Source organism: Actinomadura verrucosospora (genome assembly GCF_039540335.1).
GTDB lineage: Bacteria > Actinomycetota > Actinomycetes > Streptosporangiales > Streptosporangiaceae > Spirillospora > Spirillospora verrucosospora.
Genome location: NZ_BAABEV010000009.1, coordinates 58,256 through 78,097, shown reverse-complemented (window position 1 = coordinate 78,097; position 19,842 = coordinate 58,256). Strand labels below are relative to the sequence as shown.

The 19,842-nt window shown below is 74.5% G+C and carries 20 protein-coding genes; 15 read left to right on the top strand and 5 right to left on the bottom strand.

Annotated features, from left to right (window positions below):
- The first annotated feature begins 155 nt into the window (after window positions 1–155).
- From ABD944_RS13055 to ABD944_RS13020, 8 genes are all read left to right on the top strand, one after another.
- A complete protein-coding gene (locus ABD944_RS13055; protein WP_345175740.1) occupies window positions 156–770 on the top strand; it encodes a mycothiol-dependent nitroreductase Rv2466c family protein in 615 nt (204 codons plus the stop codon).
- A gap of 136 nt (window positions 771–906) precedes the next feature.
- Window positions 907–1,617, top strand: coding sequence for an energy-coupling factor ABC transporter permease (locus tag ABD944_RS13050; protein WP_345175739.1), 711 nt, complete (start codon window positions 907–909; stop codon window positions 1,615–1,617).
- A gap of 11 nt (window positions 1,618–1,628) precedes the next feature.
- Window positions 1,629–1,985 (top strand): PDGLE domain-containing protein, encoded by a 357-nt coding sequence (locus ABD944_RS13045; RefSeq protein WP_345175738.1) that lies wholly within the window; start codon window positions 1,629–1,631, stop codon window positions 1,983–1,985.
- Window positions 1,985–2,749, top strand: a complete 765-nt coding sequence (cbiQ, locus tag ABD944_RS13040; RefSeq protein WP_345175736.1) for a cobalt ECF transporter T component CbiQ — start codon at window positions 1,985–1,987, stop codon at window positions 2,747–2,749. The genes ABD944_RS13045 and cbiQ overlap by 1 nt, the downstream gene beginning before the upstream one ends.
- Complete coding sequence (locus ABD944_RS13035) at window positions 2,746–3,498, top strand: energy-coupling factor ABC transporter ATP-binding protein (RefSeq protein ID WP_345175735.1); 753 nt, start codon at window positions 2,746–2,748, stop codon at window positions 3,496–3,498. Before cbiQ ends, ABD944_RS13035 begins: the two co-directional genes overlap by 4 nt.
- Window positions 3,499–3,677: 179 nt before the next feature.
- Complete coding sequence (locus tag ABD944_RS13030) at window positions 3,678–4,622, top strand: ATP-binding protein (RefSeq protein ID WP_345175734.1); 945 nt, start codon at window positions 3,678–3,680, stop codon at window positions 4,620–4,622.
- A 62-nt stretch (window positions 4,623–4,684) separates the two neighbouring features.
- On the top strand, window positions 4,685–5,692 hold the full coding sequence (locus ABD944_RS13025) for a hypothetical protein (protein ID WP_345175733.1): 1,008 nt from the start codon (window positions 4,685–4,687) through the stop codon (window positions 5,690–5,692).
- 43 nt (window positions 5,693–5,735) lie between these two features.
- Window positions 5,736–6,212, top strand: coding sequence for a ribose-5-phosphate isomerase (locus tag ABD944_RS13020; protein ID WP_345175732.1), 477 nt, complete (start codon window positions 5,736–5,738; stop codon window positions 6,210–6,212).
- Between the two features lie 13 nt (window positions 6,213–6,225).
- On the opposite strand, the gene ABD944_RS13015 is transcribed toward ABD944_RS13020, so the two are convergent.
- Window positions 6,226–6,459 carry a hypothetical protein gene (locus ABD944_RS13015; protein ID WP_345175731.1) on the bottom strand — a complete coding sequence of 78 codons (234 nt, stop codon included), beginning with the start codon at window positions 6,457–6,459 and terminating at the stop codon, window positions 6,226–6,228.
- 131 nt (window positions 6,460–6,590) lie between these two features.
- Between ABD944_RS13015 and ABD944_RS13010 the strand changes: the two genes are divergently transcribed.
- On the top strand, window positions 6,591–7,709 hold the full coding sequence (locus ABD944_RS13010; RefSeq protein WP_345175729.1) for a SpoIIE family protein phosphatase: 1,119 nt from the start codon (window positions 6,591–6,593) through the stop codon (window positions 7,707–7,709).
- Window positions 7,710–7,733: 24 nt separating this feature from the next.
- Here the strand turns inward: ABD944_RS13010 and ABD944_RS13005 are convergent, their stop codons facing one another.
- Window positions 7,734–9,074 carry a serine/threonine-protein kinase gene (locus tag ABD944_RS13005; RefSeq protein WP_345175728.1) on the bottom strand — a complete coding sequence of 447 codons (1,341 nt, stop codon included), beginning with the start codon at window positions 9,072–9,074 and terminating at the stop codon, window positions 7,734–7,736.
- 332 nt (window positions 9,075–9,406) lie between these two features.
- Here ABD944_RS13005 and ABD944_RS13000 point away from each other — a divergent pair, with 332 nt between their 5' ends.
- Window positions 9,407–10,768, top strand: a complete 1,362-nt coding sequence (locus ABD944_RS13000; RefSeq protein ID WP_345175726.1) for a sensor histidine kinase — start codon at window positions 9,407–9,409, stop codon at window positions 10,766–10,768.
- Here the strand turns inward: ABD944_RS13000 and ABD944_RS12995 are convergent.
- Window positions 10,765–12,186, bottom strand: coding sequence for an amidase (locus ABD944_RS12995; RefSeq protein WP_345175725.1), 1,422 nt, complete (start codon window positions 12,184–12,186; stop codon window positions 10,765–10,767). The genes ABD944_RS13000 and ABD944_RS12995 overlap by 4 nt on opposite strands.
- Before the next feature lie 101 nt (window positions 12,187–12,287).
- Between ABD944_RS12995 and ABD944_RS12990 the strand changes: the two genes are divergently transcribed.
- Both ABD944_RS12990 and ABD944_RS12985 read left to right on the top strand, forming a co-directional pair.
- Window positions 12,288–13,766, top strand: coding sequence for a carboxyl transferase domain-containing protein (locus ABD944_RS12990; protein ID WP_345175724.1), 1,479 nt, complete (start codon window positions 12,288–12,290; stop codon window positions 13,764–13,766).
- Window positions 13,763–14,377, top strand: a complete 615-nt coding sequence (locus ABD944_RS12985; protein WP_345175722.1) for a class I SAM-dependent DNA methyltransferase — start codon at window positions 13,763–13,765, stop codon at window positions 14,375–14,377. Before ABD944_RS12990 ends, ABD944_RS12985 begins: the two co-directional genes overlap by 4 nt.
- Before the next feature lie 10 nt (window positions 14,378–14,387).
- On the opposite strand, the gene ABD944_RS12980 is transcribed toward ABD944_RS12985, so the two are convergent.
- Window positions 14,388–15,074, bottom strand: coding sequence for a gamma-glutamyl-gamma-aminobutyrate hydrolase family protein (locus tag ABD944_RS12980; protein WP_345175719.1), 687 nt, complete (start codon window positions 15,072–15,074; stop codon window positions 14,388–14,390).
- A complete protein-coding gene (locus ABD944_RS12975; RefSeq protein ID WP_345175718.1) occupies window positions 15,071–16,540 on the bottom strand; it encodes an aldehyde dehydrogenase family protein in 1,470 nt (489 codons plus the stop codon). Before ABD944_RS12975 ends, ABD944_RS12980 begins: the two co-directional genes overlap by 4 nt.
- A gap of 109 nt (window positions 16,541–16,649) precedes the next feature.
- Here ABD944_RS12975 and ABD944_RS12970 point away from each other — a divergent pair, with 109 nt between their 5' ends.
- Genes ABD944_RS12970 through ABD944_RS12960 form a run of 3 tightly spaced genes read left to right on the top strand, consistent with a single transcriptional unit; the run spans window position 16,650 to window position 19,833 of the window.
- Window positions 16,650–18,098, top strand: coding sequence for an aldehyde dehydrogenase (locus ABD944_RS12970; RefSeq protein WP_345175716.1), 1,449 nt, complete (start codon window positions 16,650–16,652; stop codon window positions 18,096–18,098).
- Window positions 18,086–18,988 (top strand): DODA-type extradiol aromatic ring-opening family dioxygenase, encoded by a 903-nt coding sequence (locus ABD944_RS12965; RefSeq protein ID WP_345175714.1) that lies wholly within the window; start codon window positions 18,086–18,088, stop codon window positions 18,986–18,988. The genes ABD944_RS12970 and ABD944_RS12965 overlap by 13 nt, the downstream gene beginning before the upstream one ends.
- A complete protein-coding gene (locus ABD944_RS12960) occupies window positions 18,988–19,833 on the top strand; it encodes a fumarylacetoacetate hydrolase family protein (RefSeq protein WP_345175713.1) in 846 nt (281 codons plus the stop codon). Before ABD944_RS12965 ends, ABD944_RS12960 begins: the two co-directional genes overlap by 1 nt.
- Window positions 19,834–19,842: the final 9 nt, after the last annotated feature.

Genomic DNA, 19,842 nt, shown 5'->3' with positions numbered 1-19,842 from the left:
TTGGTCGGCTTAAAGGCTTGGTGTCCCCATGTCTACCAACCGGACGACCCTACGGCCCGTCCGCCACGGACTTCGGCGACCTCTCGCCGACGGGAATCGGGACGAGCGCCCCCGGGTTGTCGCTTGAGGACATGCACACTCTCTAGGAGGCCACGTTGCCCGAGGACGCTCCCACACCCGTTGACTTCTGGTTCGACCCCCTCTGCCCCTGGGCGTGGATCACCTCCCGATGGATCCTGGAAGTGCAGGAGCAGCGGCCGATCGACGTGCGCTGGCATGTGATGAGCCTGGCCGTCCTCAACGAGGACAAGGACATCCCCGAGAACTACCGGCGGATGCTCGCCGACGCCTGGGGCCCCGTCCGCGTGTGCGTCGCCGCCGAGCAGAAGTACGGCCCCGAGGTGCTCGGGCGGCTCTACACCGAGCTGGGCACCCGCAGGCACCACGAGCGGCAGAAGTTCGACCGCGCGTTCTTCGAGGCGTCGCTGACCGCGGCGGGCCTCGACCCGGCCCTCGCGGACGCCGCCGAGTCCACCGACTACGACGACGCCGTGCGCGCCTCCCACAAGGACGGGATCGACCGCGTCGGCCAGGAGGTCGGCACCCCGGTGATCGAGGTCGAGGGCCACGCCTTCTTCGGCCCCGTCGTCACCCCGATCCCGCGCGGCGAGGCCGCCGTCAAGCTCTTCGACGGCGTCCTGGCGGTCGCGAGCACGCCCGGTTTCTTCGAGCTGAAGCGCACGAGGACGGAAGACCCGAGCTTCGACTGAGCCCCGCCCGGGGACGTCCCCGGGCGGTCTCGCCGGCGGGCCACACATCGGTTGCTATTGCGAGAATGTTGCAACTACGAGGTCTATGCCGACAAACTGGTCCTGCTGGCTGCAAAGAGGTAGGGGTGGTTGAGTCGTGCATGTACCGGACGGATTCATCGACGCGCCGGTCTCGCTCGCGGCGGGCGCCGTCGCGGTGGCCGGGGTCGGGGTCGCGCTGCGCGGCGCCCGGCGGGAACTGGACGACCGCACCGCGCCGCTCGCCGGGCTGACGGCCGCGTTCGTGTTCGCCGCGCAGATGCTCAACTTCCCGGTCGCGTCCGGGACGAGCGGGCATCTGCTCGGCGGCACGCTCGCCGCGATCCTCGTCGGGCCCTATACCGGCGTCCTGTGCGTGTCGGTGGTCCTGCTCATGCAGGCGCTGCTGTTCGCGGACGGGGGCCTGACCGCGCTGGGCGTCAACGTCACCACGATGGCGCTGGTCACGGTGGCCGTCGGCTACGGCCTGTTCCGGCTGCTGCTGCGGGTGCTGCCCAAGACGCGCGCGTCGGCGTCCGGGGCGTCGTTCGCCGCGGCCGTCGTCTCGGTGCCCGCCGCGGCCGTCGCCTTCACGCTGATCTACGCGGCCGGGGGGACGGCCGACGTCTCGATCGGGAAGGTCGCCGCCGCGATGATCGGCGTGCACGTGCTGATCGGCATCGGCGAGGCGCTGATCACCGCGGTGACCGTGTCGAGCGTGCTCGCCGTCCGGCCCGACCTGGTGCACGGGGCGCGCGGGCTGATGAAGCCGCTGGAGCTGCGCACGGGCGGGCGGAACGCCGCCGAACCGAAGCCGTCCCGGGCCTGAGGAGGACCACGATGACCACCAAGCGCTTCTTCGCCGGGTTCCTGCTCGTCTCCCTCGTCCTGGCCGGGATCGTCAGCTACTACGCCAGCGCGAACCCCGACGGCCTGGAGAAGGTCGCCGAGGACAAGGGCATCAGCGCCAAGGAGAAGGACCACTCGCTCAAGGACTCGCCGCTCGGCGACTACGGCGTCAAGGGCGTCGACGACGCGCGGCTGTCCGGCGGGCTGTCCGGCGTGATCGGCGTGGGCCTGGTCCTCCTCGTGGGCGGCGGGCTGTTCTGGACGGTCCGGGGGCGCGGCACGGCCGCCGAGCGGACGGCTCCGGAGCGGGAGACCGAGGCGCCGTCCGAGCCGTCCCGGAAGGGCTGATGGGCGCGGGCCACGCGCACCGGCTCTACGTGCCGGGCGCCTCGCCGGTGCACCGGCTGCCGCCGCAGTGCAAGCTCGTCGCCGTCCTGGCGTTCGTGCTGCTGGTCGTCGCCACGCCGCGCGAGCGGATCTGGGCCTTCGGCGTGTACGCGCTGCTGCTCGCGGCGGTCACCGCGGCGGCCCGGATCCCGTTCGAGACGGTCGCGCGGCGGATCGTCATCGAGGTGCCGTTCGTCGCGTTCGCCTTCCTCATGCCGTTCGTCGCGAACGGCGAGAAGGTCACCGTCCTGGGGCTGCGGCTCAGCGAGAGCGGGCTGTGGGGCGCCTGGAACATCCTCGCCAAGGGCACCCTCGGTGTCGTCGCGTCGATCCTGCTGGCCGCGACGACCGAGCCGCGGCTGCTGCTGCTCGGCATCGAACGGCTGCGGATGCCGCAGCTCATCACGCAGATCGCCGGGTTCATGCTGCGCTACGGCGACGTCGTCGCCGCGGAGCTCGGCCGGATGAGGGTCGCGCGGGCGGCCCGCGGCTTCGAGGCCCGCGACATCCGCGCGACGGGGGTGCTCGCCCGATCCGTGGGCGCCCTGTTCCTGCGCTCCTACGAGCGCGGCGAGCGCGTCCACCTGGCCATGATCAGCCGCGGGTACGACGGCCGGATGCCCGCCGTCGACGGCGCGGGCGCGACCGCCGCGCAGTGGACGGCCGCCGCCGCGCTGCCCTCGGCCGCCGCGCTCGTCGCGCTGGCTGCTTGGATGGCCCCATGACCCTGTCGCTCGAGGTGAAGGGCCTCGCCTACGCGTATCCCGACGGAACGCAGGCGCTGTTCGGCGTCGACCTGGCGGTCGGGCGCGGGGAGCGCGTCGCGCTGCTCGGGCCGAACGGCGCCGGGAAGACCACGCTCGTCCTGCACCTGAACGGCATCCTGCACGGCGGCCTGGGCGAGGTCCGGGTGGGCGGCCTCGCCGTCGACCCGAAGGACAGGAAGGCGCTGCGGGAGATCCGCCGCCGCGTCGGGATCGTCTTCCAGGATCCCGACGACCAGCTGTTCATGCCGACCGTCCGGGAGGACGTCGCGTTCGGCCCCGCCAACCTCGGCCTGCGCGGCGAGGACCTGGACCGCCGGGTGCGGGACGCGCTCGCCCGCGTCGGCATGCTGGACGCCGCCGACCGCCCGCCGCAGCACCTCAGCTTCGGCCAGCGCCGCCGCGTCGCCGTCGCCACCGTCCTGGCGATGGAGCCGGAGATCCTCGTGCTGGACGAGCCGTCGTCCAACCTGGACCCGGCCAGCCGCCGCGAGCTCGCCGAGATCCTGCTGAGCCTGGACGTGACGGTCCTGATGGTCACGCACGACCTGCCGTACGCGGCCGAACTGTGCCCGCGGTCGGTGATCCTCTCCGGCGGGGTCATCGCGGCCGACCGGCCCACCCGCGAACTGCTCGGCGACGCCGGGCTGCTGGCGGCGCACCGCCTGGAGCTGCCCTTCGGGTTCGACCCGGCCGCGGCGCCGCGCTGACCGCCGCGCCCCCCGCAGCACCCCCCGCAGCATCCCCGCAGCGCCCCCTTGCCTTGCCTTGCCCTGCCCCCGCGCCGATCGCCGGCACTTCGGCCGTTCCGCTTGCCTGCCCGGCCCCGCTCCGGGAGACTCGTGTCCTGACAGTGGTAACGGTTTTCATATCCAGAATGGGGGCATTCGTGAAGGTTGCGTTCGTCGGCAAGGGCGGCAGCGGCAAGACCACCCTGTCGGCGCTGTTCGTCCGCCATCTGGCCGGACGGGGGCTGCCCGTGGTCGCCATCGACGCCGACATCAACCAGCACCTCGGCGTGGCGCTCGGGCTCGACGAGGGCCGCGCCGCCAAGATCCCCGCGCTGGGCGACCGGCTCCCCGAGCTCAAGGAGCACCTGCGCGGCGCCAACCCGCGCATCTCCTCCGCGGAAGCGATGGTCAAGACCACCCCGCCCGGCTCCGGGTCGCGGCTGCTGCGGTTCCGCGGCGACGACCCCTTCCACGAGGCGGGCCAGGAGGTCGACGGCGTCACGCTGCTCGCCACCGGCCCGTTCAACGACGACGACCTCGGCGTGGCGTGCTATCACTCCAAGACCGGCGCGGTGGAGCTCTACCTCAACCACCTGGTGGACGGGGCGGGCGAGTACGTCGTCGTCGACATGACCGCCGGCGCCGACACGTTCGCCTCCGGGCTGTTCACGCGGTTCGACCTGATGTTCCTGGTCGCCGAGCCCACCCGCAAGGGCGTCGGCGTCTACCGGCAGTACACCGAGTACGCCCGCGACTACGACGTCGCCATCCGCGTCGTCGGCAACAAGGTGCAGTCGGAGGAGGACGTCGCCTACCTGCGCGAGCACGTCGGCGACGACCTGCTCACCTGGGTCGGCCAGTCCGCCGCCGTCCGGGCGCTGGAGCAGGGCCGTGAGGGCGTCGCGCTGGAGGACGGCAACACCGCCGCCCTCGACCGCATGCGCGCCGAGGTGGACGGCCGCGTCAAGGACTGGGACGAGTTCCAGCGGCAGGCCGTGGAGTTCCACGTCAAGAACGCGCGGAGCTGGGCCAGCCGGGCCGCCGGAGAGGACCTGGAGGCGCAGGTCGACCCCGGGTTCCGCTTCCCCGTCCCCGCCTCCTGAGCGCCTACAGCGGGTAGCGCGGGCCCTACCGGCGGAGACCGAACCGCACTACTCTGCCCGCCATGACGATGCGGCGGATGCTCGCGATGACGGGCGGCGCGGTGGTTCCCATGGCCCTCCTCGCCCTCCTCTTCGGAAACCAGTGGGTCGTCGAGCAGATCAACAGGAGCGACATCAGGTACGACGAGGGCATCGGACCGGTCGTGTCGTGGCTGCTCACGCTCGCCTGGCGGCTCACGCCGATGGAAGGGCCCGGCGTGAAGGGGGCGTTCGCGGAGGACTTCAGCCTGCTCGTCTTCTTCGCCGTGCTGGTCGGGCTGGTCCTGGCGGGCGCCCGGCTGGCCGATCCGGAGCGCGGCCCGTTCGGCGCTCTGATCATCGGCTGGTGGGCGGCGGTCGTCGCGGGCGGCGTCTCCGGAATCGTGGCCGCCCCGCTGACCCGCTGGGCGTTCGAGTTCCACGACGGGTCGTTCGGCCGGACCTTCAGCTCCACGGTCGGCCAGGGCGCCTCCTTCGGCTTCGCCTTCGGCTGGCTGGCCGGGCTCGGCGCGCTGGCCGGGTTCTTCCTCGCCCGCACCCGCGAGGCCGGGCCCCGGCAGCCCTATGCCCCGGCGCAGCCCTCCCTGGCCCAGCCGGGCGTGCCGATGCAGCAGACGCCCTATCCGCAGCAGATGCCGCCGCACCCCTCGGCCGTCCCCTACGTCCCGCCGCAGGGGCAGCCACAGCAGCCGGCCTGGGGCGCCCCGCCCGTCCCGCCGCAGCCGCCGCAGCCCGGGCAGGCCCCGCAGCCGGGGCAGTTCGGCGTGCCGCCCGTCCCGCCGCAGCCGTCCGCACCGCCGCAGGAACGGACGCCTCCCGAGACGCCCGAGGAGCCGGACGCGGCGCCTGGGGAGAGTTCGGAAGGGGCGCCGGAGGAGCCGAAGGAGAGCCCTGGGGAGGGCCCGCAGGAAGGCCGCGAGGACGAACCGAAGGACGGTCCGAAGGACGCGCCGGAGGACGCCCCCGAGGACGACGATCCCGATCCCGCCGACCGGACCATGATCGACCGCAGGCGGGACGACGACGCCTGACCCGCGCGCGCGGGCCCGGCGGGGGCCTGCGACAATCGGGCGCATGCGCGTGTTTCTTGGATCCGACCATGCCGGCTTCGAACTGAAGGAGCACCTGGTCTCCTGGCTGAAGGCGAACGGGCATGAGGCCGTCGACTGCGGCGCGTTCGTGTACGACGCCGTGGACGACTACCCGCCGTTCGTCCTGCGGGCGGCCGAGCGGACGGTGGCGGAGCCGGGAGCGCTCGGCATCGTGATCGGCGGCTCCGGCAACGGCGAGGCGATCGCGGCGAACAAGGTCAAGGGCGCGCGTGCGGCCCTGGTCTGGAACGAGGACACCGCAACGCTCGCCCGCGAGCACAACGACGCGAACATCATCGCGCTCGGGGCGCGGCAGCACGACCTCGACACCGCGACCCGCTTCGTGGAGCTGTTCCTCGCGACGTCCTACTCCAAGGAGCCGCGCCACACCCGGCGGATCAGGATGCTCAGCGCCTACGAGCACTCCGGCGAGCTGCCCCCGCTGCCGCGCGAGGGCTGATCGGCCGCCCCGGCTAGGAGCCGTTCTCGGAGGGCCTGCGGGCGCCGCGCTTGTCGAGGCGGCGCCGCTCGTTCTTCTCGGCCTTGGTCCGCCTGCCGGTGTCGCCGGGCTTGCTCGGGTTCGATCCGGAGGCGGCGCCGGGTCCGGGGCCCGCCGCGGGCGGGCTCCCGCTCCCGGCGCGCGGGCGCGAGACGTCGCGGGCCCGCATCGCCGCGTCCACCGTGATCCGCATGCCCGGCTGGACCATGGGCCGCTCCCTCCGAGATAGTCGCAAAGCGACATCTACCCCGATTTCGCGTAGCACGATCGTGACAGTGCGTCACCGGTGCCCTCGGATACTGACCGACCGGGCGCATTGCTCGATACAGTGCCGGAGTCATGCTTCAACGTCTGGTGCAGCTGCTCCCGCCGCGTGTGCGTGCCGTGCTGCGCAGAGTTCCGTTCCTGGTCGTGCTCTACCGCTGGCTCAGGCGGGGCACCCTCACCCGGGACCGGTACGTCTTCGTGCCGCTGGCGCTCCTCGCGCTCGCGATCGGCATCGCCACGTCCGGCGACTCGCGCGGGCTGGCGCCGTCCGGCGCGCTGGTGCTGATCGTGGTGGTCGGCGGGCTGCTGCTGAAGGTGCGGAGCCTGGCCGCCCTGCTGGCCGTGGTGGCGGCGATGGCCGCCTACAACGTCTGGAAGGACGTCGCCGCCTTCGGGCTCGGCATGATCGCCACGCTGAGCATCACCGCGGTGCTCGCCGTCACCCTCGCCCGGACCCGCCAGCAGCTCGGCGTGCAGGGCCTGCGCGGCGACTCGATGCTGCTGGAGCTGCGCGACCGGCTCCGGCGGCACGGCGAGATGCCGCGGCTGCCCGACGGCTGGAACTCGCAGGTCGTGATGCTCCAGGCGGGAGGCTCCTCGTTCGGCGGCGACTTCGTGGTGTCGGCCTCCGACGGTGACACGCTGGAGGTCGCGCTGGTCGACGTGTCGGGCAAGGGCACCGACGCCGGAACCAGGGCGCTGATGCTCTCGGGGGCCTTCGGTGGCCTGCTTGGATCGGTCCAGCCCGAGAACTTCCTCCCCGCGTGCAACGTGTACCTGCACCGCCAGCAGTGGGACGAGGGCTTCGTGACGGCCGTCCACGTCGTGGTCGACCTGCGCACGGGGGAGTACACGGTCGAGTCGGCGGGGCACCCGCCCGCCGTCCAGTTCGACGCGGGCAGCGGCGCCTGGCGGGTCAGCTCGGCCAAGGGCGTGGTGCTGGGCGTGGTGCCCGACCTGAACTGCGTGCCCGAGCGGGGGCAGCTGCGTCCGGGCGACGCGCTGCTCCTGTACACCGACGGCCTGGTGGAGTCGCCCGGCAGCGACCTCGACGCCGGGATCGACCGGCTGCTCGGCGAGGCGGAGCGGCTCGTCCCGCAGGGGTTCGGCCGCGGCGCGCGGGAGCTGGTGGAGACCATGGCCGCGGCGCGCGACGACGACTGCGCCCTCGTCCTGATCTGGCGCACCTGACGAGCGCGGCCCTGAGGGCCGGGCTCAGCGCTTGTACTTTCCCTTGGCCTTGCCGTGCTTCGCCGCGTGCTTCGGCTTCGTCTTCGGCTTCTTCTCCTGCGCCTTCTGCTTCTGCTTCGGCTTCTGGACCGGCTTCTGCTTGGCGGTCTTCGCCAGGGGCCGCTTGGACGTTCCGGCCCTGACGGCGCTCGCCTTCTTCGACGGCGCGGCGGAGACCGCCGGCGCGGACGGGGCCGGCGTCCCCGGCGAGGACGGCGGAGGGGCCTTGGCGCCGGTGATCCCGAGGACGACCGCTCCGAGCAGGAGGGTGCCCGCCGCGGCCCCGGCGCCCGCCAGCAGACGCGCGCGGGTGGACGTCGTGGCGTCCGCCACGCCGAGCGGCGTGAACGCCCTGGTGTCGGTGTCCTCGGCGCCGGACCTCCGCGACGGCGTCGCGGGCACGGGCGTGGGGCGCCGCCGCCGTGAGTGCGGGGCGAGGGAGCGCCGGGGAGCGGTGCGCGGCGGGCCGGCCGGAGGCGCGGGGCGCGCCGCGGGACGGGCCGCGGCGTGCGGCTGCGGCTGCTCGACGAGGGCGAGGAGCAGGTCGGTCGCGGTGGGGCGGTCCGCCGGGTCCTCCGCCAGCGCCCACCGGACGAGCGGGACCAGCGCGTCCGGGAGACCGGACAGGTCGGCGTCCCCGGCGGCGGTGCGCAGCGTCGCGGGGTCGCCGCCGATCGGCATCTGCCCCGTCCCGGCGTGGGCGATGAGGCAGCCCCAGGCGAAGATGTCGGCCGCCTGGGACGAGGCGCCCCCGACGAGCACCTCCGGGGCGATCCACCCGGGGGTGCCGAACACCTGGCCGGTCGTGGCGGCATCGTCCGGCGCGTCCTGGCTGCCCGCGATGCCGAAGTCGATGACGCGGCAGCCGGACAGGGTGAGCATCACGTTGGCGGGCTTGATGTCGCGGTGCACGAGCCCCGCCGCGTGGATCGCGGCGAGCGCCGAGGCGACGCCCACGGCGACGCCGTGCAGGTCGGCGGGCGGCAGCGGGCCGCCGGAGGTGAGCCTGTCGTGCAGGGACACGCCTCCGACGTAGTCGGTGACGAGGTAGGGCAGACCGTCCTGCTCGCCCTGCGCGAGGACGCGCGCGGTGCAGAACGAGGCGACCCGGCTCGCGAGGTGCGCCTCGTCGCGGAAGCGCCGCCGGTAGGACGGGTCCTCGGCGAGGTGCGGATGGATCGTCTTGACCGCGACGCGCCCGCCCGACACCGGGTCGGCTCCGAGGAAGACCGTCCCCATGCCGCCGGATCCGAGCCTGCCCAGCAGTCGGTGGCCGCCGACCTCTCGGGGGTCGGCGGGTTCGAGTGGCCTGAAGTCAGTGTCCATGCGGTGCTCCAGCACCCCCCTTCCGTCTCTCCCGCCCACCCATCCCCTATCGGCGGCGAATTATGGCGGGTTTTTCCGAAGAAGGGCGGAAACGTGATCGTCACGTCGATGTAGCACCCCGTGCATCGGAGGCGTGCACAGTGAGGGAAGCGGTGCCCGTGTGGGCGGCTCCCCAGGGGTGGGAGGCGCCGCCCGCACGGGCGCCGGTCCGATATGTGGCGATGTTTTGCAGGGCAACGGCCCGGTAAGAACCGTCCTGCGCCCTCCCCCCGGCGCGTCGACGCGGCGCGGCACCGGCCGCCGCTCGCGAGCCGGAGGGGGAGGGGCGCCGGGTGCGGATACTCGGGGACCGGCTGTCGCCGGTGTCCTGGTCGGTGCGGACCCGCGTGACCGCGGCCGCCACCCTCATCGTCGCGCTGCTGCTCGTCGGCGGCGTCACGCTCTTCTACCAGGTCCTCCGCGGCACCGTCTACCGCGGGCTGCACGACCGCGGCACCCTGGTCGTGACCGACCTCTCCACGCTCGTGCGCGAGACCGACCTGCGGGGGACGATCCGCGTCGAGGACCCCGGTTTCCCGCTGCTCCAGGTCCAGGACGGCGAGGGCGGCGTGCTCGCGGCCAGCGACACGCTGCGCGGCCACGGCCCCGTGAAGGTCCCGGTCTCACCGGTGGCGGGCCGCCCCGAGTACCACACCGTGCGGTCCCAGGGGCTCGCGGACTTCTACTTCGTCACCGAGCGGGTCGACACCCGCTTCGGCACCCGCACGGTCTACGTCGGCGCCCCCATCACGACGGTCACCCGCTCCAGGTCGGTCTTCCTCGCCCTGCTCGTCGTGACGGTGCTGGTCGCGACGACCGTGGTGGGCTGGATCGTGTCGCTGTCGGTGCGGCGGGCGCTGCGGCCGGTCCGGGTGATGAGCGCCGAGATGACGGAGATCACCGGCGGCGCCGACCGCCGGGTGACCGTTCCGGCGCCCAACGACGAGGTGTCCGAGCTGGCCGAGTCGGTGAACGTGATGCTGGACCGGCTGGAGGACGTCCTCACGCGGCAGCGCGCGTTCGTCGCGGACGTCTCGCACGAGCTGCGCAGCCCGCTGACGGGCCTGCGCACCCAGCTGGAGGCGGCGCTGGAGCAGCCGGAGGACGAGGACTGGCCGGCGGTCGCCCGGGCGGCCCTCGCCGACGCCGACCGGCTGCAGGGCATCGTCGGCGACCTGCTCATCCTGGCGAGGCTGGGCGCGGGCGTGCACGTCCCGCGGGAGCGGGTCGACCTCGGCGAGCTGGTCCGGGCGGAGGTGAGCCGGCGGCCCCGGCGGATCCCGGTCGAGGTCGCGGCGGACGAGGGCGTCGTGGCCCGGGTCACCGAGGCCCAGCTCGTCCGCCTGCTGACGAACCTGCTGGACAACGCGGAGCGGCACGCGGAGTCGCGGATCTGGGTGCGGGTGACCGCGGACGGACCGGAGGCGGTGCTGGAGGTCCGCGACGATGGCTCAGGGGTCGCGCCGGAGGACCGCGAGCGCATCTTCTGGCGGTTCCACCGGCTCTCCGAGGGCCGCGAGCTGGACCGCGGCGGCACCGGCCTCGGGCTGACGATCTCCCGCGACATCGCCCGCGCGCACGGCGGCACGCTCGTGGCCGCCGACAGCGACCAGGGCGCCCGGTTCGTCCTGCGCATCCCCCGCGAGGAGGGCTAGGGCTGGGCGAGGGGCGGTCGCCGGTCGCCGTGCCGGGTCGCCCGCTCGAACGCGTGGCCGATCCGCAGGACGGCCAGGTCCGCGTGGTGGGGGCCGACGATCTGCAGGCCCACCGGCAGCCCGTCGGAGGTGAACCCGGCGGGCACCGACAGGGCGGGGCACCCGGTCGCCGAGATGAGGAAGCACGACCGCATCCACTCCAGGTAGTCGCGCATCGGCCGCCCGGCGACCTCGCCCGGGTACTCGGCGCCGGCGTCGAAGGGCGGGACCTGGCTGACCGGCAGCAGCAGCGCGTCGTAGCGCTCGAAGAACTCCCGGACGCGGTGGAACAGCGCCGTGTGGAGCGTCTCGGCGCGGCCGAGGTCGGCGCCGGTGAGGGAGCGCCCGGCGTCGATGTTCTCGGCCAGGGAGGGCTTGAAGTCGGCGCGGCGCTCGTCCAGCAGGGGGCGCAGGGTGATGTCCCAGTGCCAGGCGCGCAGGGTGCGGAAGACCTCGTCGGCGCCGGTCAGGTCGGGGGAGGCCTCCTCGACGGCGCAGCCGAGCTCCTCGAACACCTTGGCGGCGGGCGCGAGGACGCCGGTGACGGCCGGGTCGACGGGGATCGTCCCGCCGAGGTCGGGGGACCAGGCGAGGCGCAGCCCGGCGATGTCGCGGTCCAGCGGCGCGGCGAACGCCGCCCCGGGCGTCTCCAGCGCGATCGGGCTGCGCGGGTCGGGGCCGGCGAGCACCGACAGCAGCAGCGCGGCGTCCGCGACGTTCCGGGCCATCGGCCCCTGCACGCCCAGCGTCGACCAGCCCGCGAGGACCGGCCAGGACGGCACCCGGCCCGGCGACGGGCGCAGCCCGACGACGTTGCAGAACGAGGCGGGGTTGCGCAGCGAGCCGCCCATGTCGCCGCCGTCGGCGAGCGGCTGCATGCCGCACGCCAGTGCGGCCGCGGCGCCGCCGCTGCTGCCGCCCGCCGACCGGGATGGGTCGTAGGGGTTGCGGGTCAGGCCGAACACCGGGTTGAAGGTGTGGGACCCGGCGGCGAACTCCGGCGTGTTCGTCTTGCCGAGCGTGACGGCGCCCGCGGCGCGGATCCGCTCGACGACGAGTTCGTCGCGGTCCGGGACGTGGTCGGCGAAGATCGGCGAACCGGAGGTGGTGCGGATTCCGGCGGTGGCGTGGGTGTCCTTGTGCGCCACGGGCAGGCCGTGCAGCGGGCCCGGCCGCTCTCCGGCCGCCAGCCGCTCGTCGGCCTCGCGCGCCTGCCGTTCCGCCCGTTCGGCGACCAGCGTGATGATGGCGTTGACCTGCGGGTTCGTCCGTTCGATCTGGTCGAGATGCGCCTGCAGGACCTCGCGCGCCGACAGTTCGCGGGCGCGGATCCGGCGCGCCAGTTCGCGGGCGGACGCGAAGCAGATCTCCTCGGACACATGCCCTCCTCGTGCGCGGGGTCCCCACCAGTGTCCACCCCGGGCGCCCGGTGGTCCCCGGGTGAGGACATCATGCAGGAGGGACCGGCGGAAGGGGCTTCGTGACGGATCGTGTCGGGGCGCGCGACCTGCTGCGCCGCGTGCTGGACGAGGGAGCCTGGACGTCCTGGGACGTTCCGCCCGCCGGGGAGCCGCCCCCCGCCTCCGCGTACGCCGAGGATCTCGCGGCCGCCCGCGAGCGCAGCGGGTGCGACGAGGCCGTCCTGACGGGGGAGGGCCTGCTGCGCGGGCGCCGCGTCGCGTTCGTCGTGTCGGAGTTCCGGTTCCTCGCGGGCTCGATCGGACTCGCCACCGCGGACCGGATCGTCGCGGCCGTCGGGCGCGCCACCGCCGAGGGACTGCCGCTGCTGGCCGCGCCGTGCTCCGGCGGCACCCGCATGCAGGAGGGGACGGCCGCGTTCGTGCAGATGGCCCGCATCACCGCCGCCGTCATGGCCCACCGGGCCGCCGGCCTGCCCTACCTGGTCTACCTGAGGCATCCGACGACCGGCGGGGTGTTCGCGTCGTGGGGGTCGCTCGGGCACGTGACGGCCGCCGAGCCCGGCGCGCTGATCGGCTTCCTCGGCCCCCGCGTCTACGAGGGCCTGCACGGGGAACCGTTCCCGCCGGGGGTGCAGGTCGCCGAGAACCTGGCGGCCAAGGGCCTGCTGGACGCCGTGGTGGCCATCGACGACCTCGCGGGGGTGGCGTCCGCCGCGCTGGACGTCCTGTGCGGGCGGCCGCCCTCGGCGCCCGCGCCCTCGCCTCCGCCCGCGGGCGTTCCGCCGGAGGGGACGGCGTGGGACTCGATCGAGCGGTCGCGCCGCCCGGACCGTCCGGGCGTCCGCGAGCTGCTGCGCTTCGGGGCCGCGGACGTGACGCCCCTGTCGGGCACCGGCCAGGGGGAGGCGGAGCCCGGCCTGCTGCTCGCCCTGGCCCGTTTCGGGGCGGCGCCGTGCGTCCTGGTGGGGCAGGACCGGCGCGGCCAGCGCGGCGGCCACCCGCTCGGCCCGGCCGGGCTGCGGGTCGCGCGGCGCGGGATGCGGCTGGCCGCGGAGCTGGGCCTTCCGCTGGTCACGGTGGTCGACACGCCCGGCGCCGTCCTGTCGGCCGAGGCGGAGGAGGGCGGGCTCGCGGGTGAGATCGCCCGCTGCCTGGCCGACCTGATCACCCTGCCGGCGCCGACGCTCTGCCTGCTGCTGGGCGAGGGCACGGGCGGCGCCGCGCTGGCGCTGCTGCCCGCCGACCGCGTCCTGGTGGCCCGGCACGCCTGGCTGTCGCCGCTGCCGCCCGAGGGCGCCTCGCTGATCGTCCACCGGACCCCGGCGCGGGCCGGCGAGATGGCCGAGGCGCAGGGCGTCCGGTCGGCGGACCTGCTGCGCGGCGGGCTGGCGGACGTGCTCGTCGACGAGCGCCCGGACGCCGCCGACGAGCCGGAGGCGTTCTGCCGCCGGGCCGCCGCGGCGGTGGAGCGGGGGCTGTCGGGTCTCGCGCCCACCGGCCCGGCCGCCCGCCAGGCGCGCTACCGTCCTGGATCATGACCGAGACCGTCTCCAGCGCCTACGACGCCATCGCCGACCTGTACGCCGACCTCTTCCGCGACGCGCTCGACGAGCTCCATCTGGACCGGGCGATGATCACCGCGTTCGCGGCGATGGTCCCGGCCGGGCCGGTCGCCGACCTCGGCTGCGGCCCCGGCCGCGGGACGGCGCTGCTGCACGGCCTCGGCCTGGACGCGTTCGGGCTCGACCTGTCGCCCGCCATGATCGCCCGCGCCCGCGCCGACCACCCGCACCTGCGTTTCGACGAGGGCGACATCACGGCGCTCGACCTCCCGGACGGCGGCCTGGCGGGCGTCCTGTCGTGGTACTCGACCATCCACCTGGGGCCGGAGGAGATCCCGCGCGCCTTCGCGGAGTTCCACCGGGTGCTGGCCCCCGGCGGCCTGCTCCTGGTCGGGTTCCAGTCGACCGACGAGGACGAGGCGGAGGCGTTCGACCACAAGGTCGCCCTCGCCTACCGCCGGCCCGTCGACGCCATGGCCGAACTGGCCGCCCAGGCGGGGCTGGTGGAGGTGGCGCGGCTCCTGCGCCGTCCGGCGGAGAACGAGCGCCCGGTCCCCGCCGGCAGCCTCCTGGTCCGCAAGCCCTGACGCGCGGCGGTCACCGCCGGGCGGACGCCTGGACCAGGGCCGTGAAGAGCGCCTGCTGGGCGCGGTCGGTGGCGGCGGTGTCCTCGGGATGCCACTGGACGCCCAGGAACCACGCCCGCGCTTCCGCGAGCTCGGCGGCCTCGACGGTGCCGTCGGCGGCGCGGGCGGTGGGGGCCAGGGCCGGGGCGAGGGCCGCGACCGACTGGTGGTGGTAGCAGGACACGACGGTCTCCTCGGCGTCGAGGGTCTTGGCGAGCAGGGTGCCGGGCCTGACCGGCACGGGGTGGACCCGGTGCCGGTGGTCGGGCTCCATGTGCTGGTGGAGGGTGCCGCCGAGCACCGCGTTCACCACCTGGAGGCCGCGGCAGACGGCGAGGGTCGGCAGGCCCGCGTCCAGGGCGTGGGCGGCCAGGGCGAGGTCGAAGGCGTCCTGCTCGTCGTCCACGTCGTACAGGGCCTCGTGCGCGGACGCGGCCCCGTAGCGGCGGGGGTGCAGGTCGCCGCCGCCGGGCAGCAGCACGCCGTCGCAGCGCTCCAGCCGGGACGGGTCGAACGGCGAGGCCGGGTGCATGAGGAACGGTTCGCCGCCCGCCCGGTGCACCGCCTCGACCAGGGACCGGGACGCGACCTCGGCCCGGTGCCGCAGGGCCGAGGCGCTCGCGGAGAACCGGGCGGGAAGCGCGATGAGGGGCCTCACAGCTCGATCCACGTCGTCTTGAGGTCGGTGTACTTGTCCATGGCGTGCAGGGACTTGTCGCGGCCGTGGCCCGAGAGCTTGACGCCGCCGAACGGGACGCTCATGTCGCCCTCCTCGTAGCAGTTCACCCAGACCGTCCCGGCGCGCAGGGCGCGGGAGACGCGGTGCGCCGTCGAGAGGTCGGAGGTCCAGACGGCGGCGGCGAGGCCGTAGTCGGTGTCGTTGGCCAGGCCGACCGCCTCGTCGACGTCGTCGAACTCCAGGACGGCCAGGACGGGCCCGAAGACCTCCTCGCGCGCGATCCGCATCCCCGGGTCGACCCGGTCGAACACGGTGGGGGCCATGAACCGGCCGTCGGCGCGCCCGCCGGCGCGCACGCGGGCGCCGTCCGCGCGGGCCGCCTCCACGTGCGACACGACGCGGGCGTGGTGGGCGGGCGAGACCAGCGGGCCCATCTCGGTGGCGGGGTCGAGCGGGTCGCCCATCCGGAGCGACTCGGCGCGGGCGACGACCCGGTCCAGGACGCGGGAGGCGACCGAGCGGTGGACGAGCAGCCGGGACGGGGCCGTGCACATCTCGCCGGCGTTGAAGAAGATCCCCCAGGCGGCCGTGTCGGCGGCGGCGTCCAGGTCCGGGGCGTCCGGAAGGATGATGTTGGGCGACTTGCCGCCGAGTTCGAGCCAGACGCGCTTGAGGTTGGAGGCGGCGGCGTAGCGCAGGAAGTGCCGCCCCACCTCGGTGGAGCCGGTGAACGCCAGGACGTCGACGGACGGGTGCTCGCCGAGGGCGCGGCCCGCGGTCTCGCCGGGGCCGTTGACGACGTTGAACGCCCCGGGCGGCAGGCCCGCCTCGGCGGCGAGCGCGGCCAGGTGCAGCGCCGACAGCGGCGACTCCTCGGCGGGCTTCAGCACGACCGTGCAGCCCGCGGCCAGCGCCGGGGCGATCTTCCAGGCGGCCATCGTCAGCGGGAAGTTCCACGGGACGACGGCCGCGACGACGCCGGCGGGTTCGCGGCTCACCAGGGCCAGGGACGAGGAGGGGGTGCGGGGGGCCTCGTCCAGCCGCTTGTCGGCGATCTCGGCGTACCAGCGCAGGCAGCCGGCGACGGCGCGCAGCTCGATCCCGTACGCCTCGGAGATCGGCTTGCCCATCTCCAGGCTGACCAGCAGGGCGAGCGTCGCGCGGTCGCGTTCGACGAGGCCGGCCCAGCGCAGGAGGGCGGCCTTGCGCTCGGCGGGCGCGAGGCGGGGCCAGGGGCCGGTGTCGAAGGCGCGGCGCGCGGCGGCGACGGCCGCGTCCACCTCCGCCGCCCCGCCCGACGCGACGTGCGCGATCGTCGCCCCGTCGCGGGGCGCCACGACGGGGACCGAGCCGGAGCCGGTGGACTTCCCGTCGATGTGGTGGCCGGTGTGCGGGGCGAGCCCGGCGGCGCGGGCGCGCCATTCCTCGTAGGGGACGTCGGGCACGGACCCTCCCTCAAGTCGTTTGGTCCCGAACAATAGCCGGGACGGCTTGACCGCCGCCATCCCCGCTTCCTAGATTATTTGGGGCCAAACAAACTGGAGGTACGCAGCGATGGCAACAGTCGCGGGCGTCGCCGTCGAGACCGGGCACTGGATCGGCGGTGAGCGCGCCGCCTCCGCCGCGGTGTTCACCGACGTCTCCCCGATCGACGAGCGGCCGATCGCCGAGATCGCGCGGGGCGGTCCGGCCGAGGTGGACGCGGCGGTCGCCGCCGCGCGCCGGGCGTTCCCCGCCTGGGCCCGGACGGGCAGGGACGAGCGGGCGCGGCTGCTGCACGCCGTCGCCGACGGCGTGGAGAAGCGCGCCGAGGAGCTCGCCCGGGTCGAGACGGCCGACAACGGGGCGCTCGTCCGCTCCCACCGGCGCGGCGTCATGCCCCGCGTCGCGCACAACTTCCGGTTCTTCGCCGACCGGCTGCTCGGCCTCGGCCACGACGACTTCGACACCCGCGGGCACACCAACCACGTCAGCTGGAACCCGGCGGGCGTCTGCGCGCTCATCACCCCGTGGAACGCGCCGCTGATGCTCGCCACCTGGAAGATCGCGCCCGCCCTGGCCGCCGGGAACACCGTCGTGCTGAAGCCCGCCGAGTGGACGCCGCTCACCGCGTCCCTGCTGGCCGACGTCGCCGCCGAGGCGGGGCTGCCGGACGGGGTGCTCAACGTCGTCCAGGGCTACGGCGCGGAGGTCGGCGGGCCGCTCACCGCGCACCCCGACGTGCGGCGGATCAGCTTCACCGGCTCGGTGCCCACGGCCCGCACGATCGCGGCCGCGGCCGCGGCGAACCTGACGCCGCTGTCGCTGGAGCTGGGCGGCAAGTCGCCGCTGCTCGTCTTCGCCGACGCCGACCTCGACCTGGCCGCCGACCTCGCCATCGAGCAGTACGACAACGCGGGCCAGGTGTGCCTCGCGGGCACCCGGCTGCTCGTCGAGTCGTCCGTCGCGGACGAGTTCACCGCGCGGTTCGTCGAGAAGGCGTCCAGGCTCCGGCAGGGCGACCCCCGCGACGAGTCCACCGACGTCGGCCCGCAGATCCACCGCCGCCACCTCGAACGGGTGGACGGATTCGTCCGGCGCGCCAAGGACGCCGGGGCCCGCGCCCTCCTCGGCGGGGGCCCGAACGACGACCTGGGCGGCCTCTACTACCGGCCCACGCTGTTCACCGGCGCCCCCGAGGGAGCGGAGATCCTCACCGAGGAGGTCTTCGGGCCCGTCCTCACCCTCCAGACCTTCGACTCCGAGGACCAGGCCGTCGCCATGGCGAACGGCACCCGGTTCGGCCTCGCCGCCACCCTCGCCACGGGTGACCCGGAGCGCGCGCGGCGCGTCACCGGGCGGCTCGTGGCCGGGACGGTGTGGGTCAACTGCTTCTTCGTCCGCGACCTGCGGGCCCCGTTCGGCGGGTCCCGGCAGTCGGGGGTCGGGCGCGAGGGCGGCGACTGGAGCTTCGACTTCTACTGCGACCTGAAGAACACGGTGACGGCGCCATGGGCGAGGTAGTCGGCGCGGGGCTCCTCTCGCACGTCCCCACGATCGTGCTGCCCGAGGCCACGCGCCGCGAGCTGAACGGCGGCGAGGACACCACGCTCGTCTCCGGCCTGCGCAGGCTCCGCGCGGACGTCTTCGAGCGGGACGACTACGACACGGTCGTCGTCCTCGACTCGCACTGGGCCACCACCGTCGAGTTCGTCACCACGGCGCAGGACCGCCGCGCCGGGCTCTACACGTCCGAGGAACTGCCGCGCGGCATGTGCCGCATGCCCTACGACATCCCCGGCGACCCCGAGCTGGCCCGCGCGGTGGCGCGCTACGCCGGCAGGCACGGGACGTACATCACCCCGATCGACGACCCCCACCTGCCGATCTACTACGCGACCGTCAACCTGTGGACGCACCTCGGCGTCCGCGACGACCCCTACCTGGGCGTGCCGGGGAAGCGGTGGATCTCGATCGGCGTGTGCCAGACCGCCGACACCGAGGACTTCCTGCGCCTCGGCCGCGCCCTCGGCGACGCCGTCGCCGCGACCGGCCGGCGCGTCCTGCTGATCGCCTCCGGCGCGCTGTCGCACACCTTCTGGCCGCTGCGCGTGATCCGCGACCACGAGGCGTCCGGCCCCGAGCACATCTTCACGCCGCAGGCGCGGGCCGCCGACGAGCAGCGCATCGCCTGGCTCGGGAACGGCGACCACGCCCGCGTCCTCGACACCATGCCGGAGTTCCTGGCCTTCAGGCCCGAGGCCCGCTTCGGCCACTACCTCATGATGATCGGCGCCCTCGGCGAGCACGCCTGCACCGCCCCCGGGCGCCTCTACAGCGACTACGAGAACTCCGTCGGAACGGGCCAGGTGCACATCTGGTTCGACCGCCCCGCGAACGGATGGACGGCCTGATGACCGAGTATCGGAGAATCCTGCTGGAGGGCGCCGCGACCCAGGTCGTCCGGGACGGTGACGACCTCCTCGCCGCGGACGGCCGCCGGGTGCGGGCGGCCGACGCCGTCCACCTGCCGCCGTGCGAGCCGTCGAAGGTGGTCGCGGTGCACCTCAACCACCGCAGCCGGGTGGAGGAGTTCCGGACGGAACTGCCGCCCGCGCCGACCTACTTCCACAAGCCGGTCTCGGCGCTGAACGCGCACGGCGGCGCCGTCGTCCGCCCGGAGCGGTGCCGGTACCTGAACTACGAGGGCGAGATCGCGATCGTCATCGGCCGGACGGCCCGCAACGTCTCCCCCCAGGAGGCCGGCGCCCACATCGCCGGCTACACGGTCGCGAACGACTACGGCCTGCACGACTTCCGCGACACCGACGCGGGCTCGATGCTGCGCGTGAAGGGCTCCGACACTCTGTGCCCCCTGGGGCCGGGCCTGGTCACCGACTGGAACTTCCGCGGCAAGTACCTGCGCACGTACGTGAACGGCGAGCTCGTGCAGGACGGCAGCACCGACGAGATGGAGTGGGACATGCACTACCTCGTCGCCGACATCGCCCGCACCATCACGCTGTATCCGGGGGACGTGCTGCTGTCCGGCACGCCGGCGAACTCGCGTCCCGTCCGGCCCGGCGACGTCGTCGAGGTCGAGGCCGAGGGGCTCGGACGGCTCCGCAACCACATCGTCGGCGGGCCCGTCCCCGTGCGGGACGACTGCGGCGCGCAGCCCACCGAGTCCGAGGAGGTCGTCTCCACCGCGTTCGGCGGAGACTGGGAGTTCCGGGGCGTCCGCCCGCCGCGCGGGTGAGCGGGAGGG